6 protein-coding genes are annotated in these 5645 nt (G+C 62.5%); 3 read left to right on the forward strand and 3 right to left on the reverse strand.

The features are described 5' to 3' along the window. The 3 genes from EPO09_RS17430 to EPO09_RS17440 form a co-directional block, all read left to right on the forward strand. The coding region (locus EPO09_RS17430; protein ID WP_290644941.1) for a transaldolase family protein at window positions 1–507 on the forward strand (507 nt) is incomplete at its 5' end. A gap of 11 nt (window positions 508–518) precedes the next feature. Further along, window positions 519–2159 (forward strand): glucose-6-phosphate isomerase, encoded by a 1641-nt coding sequence (gene pgi / locus EPO09_RS17435; protein ID WP_290644945.1) that lies wholly within the window; start codon window positions 519–521, stop codon window positions 2157–2159. Window positions 2160–2192: 33 nt separating this feature from the next. Next, the gene (locus tag EPO09_RS17440) at window positions 2193–2843 is read left to right on the forward strand and encodes an HAD family phosphatase (protein WP_290644948.1); all 651 of its coding nucleotides are present in this window, start codon (window positions 2193–2195) and stop codon (window positions 2841–2843) included. A gap of 25 nt (window positions 2844–2868) precedes the next feature. Here EPO09_RS17440 and rpoH read toward each other — a convergent pair whose 3' ends face one another. From rpoH to EPO09_RS17455, 3 genes are all read right to left on the reverse strand, one after another. After that, the gene (rpoH, locus tag EPO09_RS17445) at window positions 2869–3795 is read right to left on the reverse strand and encodes an RNA polymerase sigma factor RpoH (RefSeq protein ID WP_290644950.1); all 927 of its coding nucleotides are present in this window, start codon (window positions 3793–3795) and stop codon (window positions 2869–2871) included. 174 nt (window positions 3796–3969) lie between these two features. Further along, window positions 3970–4464: a chemotaxis protein CheW gene (locus EPO09_RS17450; RefSeq protein ID WP_290644953.1), complete on the reverse strand. Its 495-nt coding sequence runs from the start codon at window positions 4462–4464 to the stop codon at window positions 3970–3972. Between the two features lie 138 nt (window positions 4465–4602). Then, window positions 4603–5645: ATP-binding protein (locus tag EPO09_RS17455; protein WP_290644955.1), on the reverse strand; the 1043-nt coding region annotated here is incomplete at its 5' end.

Below are 5645 nucleotides of genomic sequence, written 5' to 3' on the forward strand. Positions count from 1 at the left end.
TTGCTGTTCGCCTACGCCCAGGCCCAGGCCTGTGGGGATGCCAAGGTGCAGCTGATTTCGCCTTTCGTCGGGCGTATCTATGACTGGTACAAGAAAACGGCCGGCGCACAGTGGGATGAGGCCGCGAACGCGGGCGTCAACGATCCCGGCGTGAAGTCCGTGGCCCGCATTTACGACTACTACAAGCAGCACGGCATCCGCACCGAAGTGATGGGGGCCAGCTTCCGCAATGTGGGGCAGATCCTGGCCTTGGCCGGTTGCGATCTGTTGACCATCAGTCCGGACCTGCTGGCGCAATTGCAAGCAGCTGATGGCACGGCGCAACCAGTGGTTCGTCAACTGAAATTGACGGCCAGCATCGTGGCGGCACCCATGCCGCTGTCAGAAACAGCCTTCCGGTACGCGCTCAATGAGGATGCCATGGCCACTGAGAAGCTGGCCGAAGGCATCCGCCTGTTTGCGGTGGATGCCGGCAAGCTCGATGCCCTGATTGAGGCGCAGCGTTGACGAGAGCCGCCATGGGCTACCCCCGATGTGATCAGACTGTGGCCTGGTCCGCCTTGAGCGGGCACTTTGAGGCGCACGGTCGCGATCTGGATCTGCGGCAAGTGTTTGCCGACAATCCGGGTCGGGTTCAGCGCCTGGGTATTCAGGCGCCGGAAGTGTTTGCGGATTTGTCTCGCGTGCACTGGGACGTGGCCACGATGCACCATCTGCTGGACCTGGCTCGCGAGTGCGGCCTGGAGGCCCGCCGTGATGCGCTGCTGAGCGGCGAAGTCGTGAACCAGACGGAGGGGCGCGCGGTATTGCACACGGCCCTGCGTGCGCCACGAGGAGCTGCGCCGCACAGCGAGCAGGTCCATGAGGTGCTGGATCGCATGCTGGCTTTTGTCGAGCGTGTGCGCATGACAGCCGGCGGGACGGCACCCGGGCAAATCACGGATGTGGTCAACATCGGCATTGGTGGATCCGATCTCGGGCCTCAAATGGTGGTGCCTGCGCTGGATGCCTATGTGCACCCGGGCTTGAATTTCCACTTCGTGTCCAACGCAGACGGGCAGGATCTGGCCAGCGTGCTGCGCAAGGTTCGTCCGGATCACACCTTGTTCGTGGTGGCCTCCAAGACCTTCACGACGCAGGAGACCATGGCCAATGCGCAGGCTGCGCGGCAGTGGTTCCTGGATCAAGGCGGCAAGGACATTGCCCGCCATTTCGTGGCCACAACCACCAACGTGGAGCTGGCTGCAGCATTTGGTATTTCACAGACCTTTGGTTTCTGGGATTGGGTGGGCGGGCGTTTCTCGATGTGGTCGGCCATTGGCTTGCCGATCGCGCTGGCACTGGGCAGCAGCAACTTTCACGCGATGCTGGCCGGCGCGCACGCCATGGATGAGCACTTTGCGCATGCGCCCTTGAAAGCCAATCTGCCGATGCTGCTGGGCTTGATGGACGTCTGGTATCGCAACTTCAAGGGCTATACCAGCCGTTGCGTGGCGCCGTATCACCACGGCTTGCGCCGTTTGCCTGCGTACTTGCAGCAACTGGTGATGGAGAGCAACGGCAAGGGTGTAGACGCTTGCGGTGAGCCCTTGCCATACGCGACCAGCGATGTGCTGTGGGGTGAACCTGGCACCAATGGTCAGCATGCATTTTTTCAGATGCTGCATCAGGGAACCGATGTGATCCCTGTCGAATTTTTGCTGGTCAAGCACGCGAGCTACCGTGCGCCAAGTGCCATGACCCCAGCCATGCTGACCTTGCTTGGGCAGCAGCATCACGTGTTGCTGGCCAATGGTCTGGCGCAGGCGCAGGCGTTGATGTGGGGCAAGTCTGCTGAGGATGCGCTGCAAGAGCACGTGCCGACGGCCTCCAAGGACATGGCGCCGGAAGCGATTGCCAAGCACCGCACCTTCCCGGGCAACAGGCCGAGCCTGACGATGTTGCTCGATGAGGTGACGCCGCGTTCGTTGGGCGCGCTGGTGGCCTTGTATGAGCATCGCACCTTTGTCAGTGGTGCGTTGTGGGGCATCAACTCTTTTGACCAGTGGGGCGTTGAGTTGGGCAAGGCCTTGTGCAAGGACTTGCTGCCGCGCCTGACGTCTGGTGATACCAGCGGCCTGGATGCTGCCACCGCAGCGATGATCGCGCGCTTGCGCTGAAACATACACCTGAAGTTTTCGAAGGAGCCAGATATGGCACAGATGGACGGGGCTCGTCAGCCTCAGGCCGTGGTGTTTGATTTCGGTGGCGTGCTGTTCAACTGGCAGCCTGCCAAGCTGATTCAGTCTGTCTTGCCGCATCTGGCCAGCAATGACCAGCAGGCGCTGGATCTGGCCGCGCGCGTGTTCGAGTCCTTTGTGCCGGGCAGCGACTGGTCAGAGTTCGATCGCGGTGCGCTGAGCTGGGACGAGGTGCGTGACAAGATCGCGCATCGAACGGGGTTGTCGGGGCGGGATGTGCACTGCCTGATGGAGGCCATTCCGCCGCATCTGGCGCCTATTCCCGGCACGGTGGATTGGTTGCATCGCCTGTCCGCGTCTGGCATGCCTTTGTACTTCCTGTCGAACATGCCCAGACCGTATGCGGAGTTTCTGCAGCGCGAGCATGCTTTCCTGGATCGGTTCCTGGCAGGGGTGTTTTCGTGCGATGTGCAGCAGATCAAGCCTAACGCCGACATCTTCGAAACAGCTGCAGCTCGCTTTGGCATCCAGCCCGAGCAAACAGTGTTCATCGACGATAACCCCCACAACATCAAAACAGCCCGCGCACTGGGGTGGCGGGCTGTTCAATTTGTGAATGCGGCTCAGTGCCAGTCTGAACTGGCTGAGCTGGGCTGGCTCTGATCGTTTGGGCGATCAGGCCTTGTGATCACGCGTCCACGGTGTCGCTCAGGGCCTTGCGCATCTTCTTCATCGCGGCCACTTCGATCTGACGGATGCGTTCGGCGCTGACGCCATAGACCGCAGCCAGATCGTGCAAGGTCATGCCGCCTGAGCCGTCGTCATTGACCTTGAGCCAACGCTCTTCCACGACACGGCGGCTGCGCTCATCCAGCTGTTCCAGTGCCATGGCGATGCCATCGGTGGCCAGCCAATCGCGGCGGTGTGCCTCGATCACGCGCGTAGGCTCATGGACCTCATCCGAGAGGTAGCTCATGGGGGCGATGACACCTTCGTGTTCTTCGTCGGCGGGTGCTTCCAGGGCTACGTCACCGCCGGACATGCGTGTTTCCATCTCGATGACGTCCTCGGGGCGCACGTTCAGTTCTTGCGCCACGCGGTGGATCTCCGAGTCGCTGAAGCCGGCTCGGCCTACATGGTCGTTGCCTTCTTCACCCTTGAACTGGTGCTTCATCGAGCGCAGGTTGAAGAACAGCTTGCGCTGGGCCTTGGTCGTGGCGACCTTGACCATGCGCCAGTTCTTCAGGATGTATTCGTGGATCTCGGCCTTGATCCAGTGCATCGCATAGCTGACCAGGCGCACGCCCTGGTTCGGGTCGAAGCGCTTGACGGCCTTCATCAGGCCGACATTGCCTTCCTGGATCAGGTCGCCGTGGGGCAGGCCATAGCCCAGGTATTGGCGCGAGATCGACACCACCAGGCGCAGATGCGAAAGCACCAGCTTTCCGGCGGAATCGACATCGCCCTGCTCCTGCAGCTTGCGGGCGAACGAGACTTCCTCTTCGGCGGTCAGCATGGGCATGCGGTTGACGGCCGAGATATAGGCGTCGAGATTGCCCAGCGAGGGCACGGGGGCCCAGCTGTTGCGGACGGTGAGGGCAGCGGTGTTGTTCATGGACATCTCAGATACCTCCAAGCTCCTTTGGTTCCACACATATTAGCACTCGTGACGGACGAGTGCTAAACGCTGGGGCTATTCCGGGGTTGACCGGATTTGCGGGGCCCGGCTGGCAGTGTCTGCTAACTTTGGCTCAGTGGCTTGAGCCAGATCAGCTGCGGAGGCCCTTGCTCAGGCCAGGCCCATCTGCTCGCTGCTCATCAAGCCTTCGATGTCCATCAGAATCAGCATGCGCTCGCCGACGCGGCTGATGCCGGTGATGAAGCGGGTGTCCATAGACGAGCTGACCTCGGGTGCGGGCTTGATGTCGGCCGGGTTGAGCTCCAGCACATCGGACACCGAGTCGACCACCACGCCCATCACCCGGGAGCGCACATTGAGCACGATCACCACGGTGGAGCTGTTGTAGTCGGCCGTGCCGCCCATGCACAGACGCAGGTCGATGATGGGCACGATGGCGCCGCGCAGATTGACCACGCCCTTCATGAAGTCGGGCGCATAGGCCACCCGGGTCGGAGCCTCATAGGAGCGGATCTCCTGAACGCGCAGGATGTCGATGCCGTACTCCTCGGCGCCCAGGCGAAAGCTCAGGTACTGGCGGGTGGCCGCAGCCTGGATGGTGCTGAGTTCGGTCTGGCCGCGCAGGGCAATATCGGTGGAGCTCATGGTGGGGCGCAATCAAATCGACGGAAATAGGTGTGGCAGGCGGGTGCAAATCCGGGCTCTGTATTTTGCGCATGCTCCGGGCCCCTACCGGCCTGCAGAGAGTGAGAAATTTCTCGTATCCCCGAACTGAATCGGCGGTCAGCCGAAGCGCGTCTCCATCACGTCCAAGAGCTCATCGAGCACGCACAGCAGTTCGGGCACATTGACCGGCTTGGTCAGGTAGCGATAAACGCCCTGTTGGTAGGCCGCCTCCATGTGCAGGGGCAGGGCGTCGGCCGAAACCACCACCACCGGCGTGTCGGCGGTTTCATGGTGCTTTCGGAGCTGGTTCAGCACGTCCATGCCATTCATGTCGGGCAGGTGCATGTCCAGCAGGATCACGTGGGGCGGGTGGGCCCGCGCGGCGGCGATGCCGGCCTGGCCGGTCATGGACACCAGCAGTTCGACCTGCGGGCGCTGCGCCAGTATGCCGCGCATCACCTCGGCATTGGTCTCGTTGTCCTCGATGTAATGGACCATGCGCTTGCGGTACTCGGGCGGCAGGCCGGGTGCCGTGTCGCGCACCGGCCGCACGCCGGAGGGCTCGACGGCGCGTGGCAGGGTGACGATGAAGGATGACCCTTCGTCCTTGGTGCTGCGCACCTTCAAGGTGCCGCCCATCAGTTCGACCAGGCGTTTGCAGATCACCAGGCCGATGCCGGTGCCCTCGGTGGCGCTGTGTTCGCGGCCCAGGCGGTTGAAGGGCTCGAACATGGCGGCCAGCTGCTGCTCGCTCATGCCCAGGCCGGTGTCGGTGACGGCCAACTCCAGATAGTCCGGCCCCAGCACCCGTGTGGCGATGTGGATGCGTCCATGCTCGATGTTGTACTTGACCGCATTGCTGAGCAGATTGGTCAGCACCTGCTTGAGCCGGGTGGCATCGGCCAGCACCAGGGCGGCATCCGGGTGCAGGGCCCGGGTCACCGAGAGGCCGCGCTGCTCGGCGTCGTTGTGCACCATGGCCAGGGCCCAGGCCAGCAGGTCGGGCAGCGACAGCGACTCCACCGTCAGCTTGATCGCGCCGGACTCGATGCGCGACAGATCCAAGGTGTCATTGATCATCTCCAGCAAATGCCAGCCGGCCTGCTGCACCTGCATCATCCAGCCCTGCTGGCGCTGGCTCAGCGGATGCTCGCGGTCCA

Origin of the sequence: Aquabacterium sp. (assembly GCF_004297345.1) — a bacterium.
GTDB lineage: Bacteria > Pseudomonadota > Gammaproteobacteria > Burkholderiales > Burkholderiaceae_C > Aquabacterium.

What these genes read in the sequence shown, in the direction of transcription:
- pgi (WP_290644945.1), top strand. Translation starts at nt 519, where the DNA reads ATGGGCTACCCCCGATGTGATCAGACTGTGGCCTGGTCCGCCTTGAGC.
- EPO09_RS17440 (WP_290644948.1), top strand. Translation starts at nt 2,193, where the DNA reads ATGGCACAGATGGACGGGGCTCGTCAGCCTCAGGCCGTGGTGTTTGAT.
- rpoH (WP_290644950.1), bottom strand. Translation starts at nt 3,795, where the DNA reads ATGAACAACACCGCTGCCCTCACCGTCCGCAACAGCTGGGCCCCCGTG.
- EPO09_RS17450 (WP_290644953.1), bottom strand. Translation starts at nt 4,464, where the DNA reads ATGAGCTCCACCGATATTGCCCTGCGCGGCCAGACCGAACTCAGCACC.